Annotated in this window: 1 pseudogene; it reads right to left on the reverse strand. The window is 60.4% G+C overall.

Annotated features, from left to right (window positions below):
- A pseudogene (locus ACH2EH_RS00615) lies at positions 1 to 2366 on the reverse strand (hypothetical protein); the annotation flags it as partial.
- Positions 2367 to 2470: the final 104 nt, after the last annotated feature.

Raw genomic sequence — 2470 nt, forward strand, 5'->3', positions numbered from 1 at the left:
TAGGTGAGGAACATCGGGACTTTGGTGCCATCTTTGCTGGTGGCAAAAACTTGCTTTGTCTCAAACTGACGGGGGTCAAAAGCAACTTTGGGAGACCGAAAAACAGTGCTCACTCCCTCCGCAATATCGTAGTGATAGAGCGTGGTCGGGCTGGTGTAGCTGGAGAAAGCAAAAAACGTCTCCGTGTCTTCTCGCTTGCCATCAAAGCCGCTCGCGGTTCCGATTCCTGGCAGAGCCACCTCACGCAGCAGCTCTCCCGTGGCAAGGCTGTGAAGCCGAACCTGTGAGCGCGCATCTTTAAGATAGCTGACAATCAGCTTATCGCCAAAAATACTTGCTGACTGAAGGGTGTCGCGGCTCTCAGGGAGTAGGGGACGCCACGCGTCGGCGCTCGGGGTGCGGCTGTCTATGGCGATAAGCTTCTTGAGCGGTGCCTCCTTGTCCGTCATCACATAGAACATCGGACCATCGTTGCCCACCACACTATAAGACGCATCCCCGGCGGTCAAAAAGTCGCGAACGGGGGCATCCGCTCGAGTTAGGTCTTTGAGAAACAGAGAGTTGCGCCGCTCAGTGCCTTTGCTGGCATAGATCACGAGCCACTTTCCGTCCTCGGTCACGCTTCCGCCCAGGTTCCAGTCCGGGTGGTCCGGGCGCTCGTAGACCAGAGTGTCGGCTCTCTGGGGCGTTCCCAGCGCGTGGTAGTAGAGTTTGTGGTTGTAGTTGGCCCCCTGGAGCGCGGTGCCCACTTCGGGGGTGGCGTAGCGACTGTAGTAAAATCCTGAGCCGTCCTTGCGCCACGAGGCACCACTGAACTTGCCCCACTCGATCTTGTCGGAGAGATCTTTTCCTGTGGCCACATCGCGGACATGCCACTCCTGCCAGTCGGAGCCGGAGCGTGCAATTGAGTAGGCAACCAGGCCACCGTCCTCGGAGATACTCATCCCTCCCAGCGCCACCGTGCCATCGTCGGAGAGCGTGTTGGGGTCAATCAAGATGCGCGGCTGCGCCTCCAGATCGTCCGCGACATACTGCACCGCCTGGTTCTGAAGGCCATCATTGCGGCTGAAGAAGTAGCGACTCCCATGGCGGCTAGGCAGACCGTAGCGCTCGTAGTCCCACAGCTCAGTCAGGCGTTTCTGGAGCACCTCGCGAGCGGGGAGAGCTTTTAACAACGTGCCCGTCGCCTCGTTCTGTGCGCTCACCCAGGCGGCTGTCTCGTCACTGTTGGCATCTTCCAGCCAGCGGTAGGGGTCGGCCACGCTCGTGCCATGGTAGGTATCGGTCACGTCTACCGTTCGGGAGGGAGGATAAATCACTTTGGTCATAGGAATAATCGGGTTTCCCGTGCGCGCGGCGCTGGGTTTAGGAGTTGTCAGCGTGGCAACAGCAATCTTCACGGGAGCCGCCGTGGCCTGTGAGAGTATCAGTGGCAGTTCGGTGCCAGGCCCTACGCGTGCGGAGAGGGTTGCTGTCCCGCCGCCAACTTTGTACTGGACGAGCCCCGAGCCGCTCCCAGGGAAATCCGCCGAGGCCACGGCCATGGGCGCGGTCTTCCCAAACGGCTTTACCGCCGTCCCCAAAAAGAAGCGTCCTCCTGCCAAGGCACGGCTCTCGCCATTGACTAGCAGCAGCTTTGTGCCCACTGCCTGCACACGGGCCTGCACACGAAGGTTCAAGACAGCAGCACTGACTTCGGAGAGCGCCGTCCGTAGCCGGGCAAGGCCAGCCACACCCTCAATGTCCGAGAGCGCCTCGTGCACCCGCTCGATCACGCGGTCCGGCTTGGCACGCCCACAGAACTCCTGAGCCTCCCCAATCTTTGCACGTGTGCTGGCAAGCTTCCCCGGCAGTGCCTGCTGCGCAGCTCGACACGCGGCATCAGCCTCCGCTAGAGTCTCCACGGCGCGGACAAAAAGCGTCTCCCCCGCACGGACAAAGATGGTCTTGGAGACGGTTCCAGACTGAGAAAGAAACACACCGCCCGCTTTCCAGGCACGGGTGCTCTCATTCTCACTGCCCGCCGCAAACTCCAGCCGCCACGCGCCGCGCTTGAGCTTGAGTTTCACCTCCACCATCGCATTTTCCGTGGGGCTGGGGTTAGTCACTGCCATACCGAGATACGCCTTGCCCCGCGTCACCCAGACGACAGAGTCGCTTCGGGATGCCTGCCCGGCCACGGGGTTTTCCAGGCCCGCCCAGGCGGCAAGAGGCTGCTGCCAGCCTTCCATCGCTACCGCCTTCCCATCCGCTGGGGAGGCAGCGGTCTGGTCAGCCGCCACCGCGTAGTTCAACGATGCCTGGTAGGTCTGTGCCTGAGCTGGGGCAACAATCGCCACACACGCCACGATACCGATCCTTCGCATGGTTTGCATTATACCTCTTGCAAAAGTAGGGTAATCTTTTTGCATGCTTGATTCAGAAGTAGACAAAACCAACGATGAGGACTTCAAACGCCTCCTGGGAGTTC

Origin of the sequence: Armatimonas sp. (genome assembly GCF_043760365.1) — a bacterium.
In the GTDB taxonomy this organism is placed as follows: Bacteria; Armatimonadota; Armatimonadia; order Armatimonadales; family Armatimonadaceae; genus Armatimonas.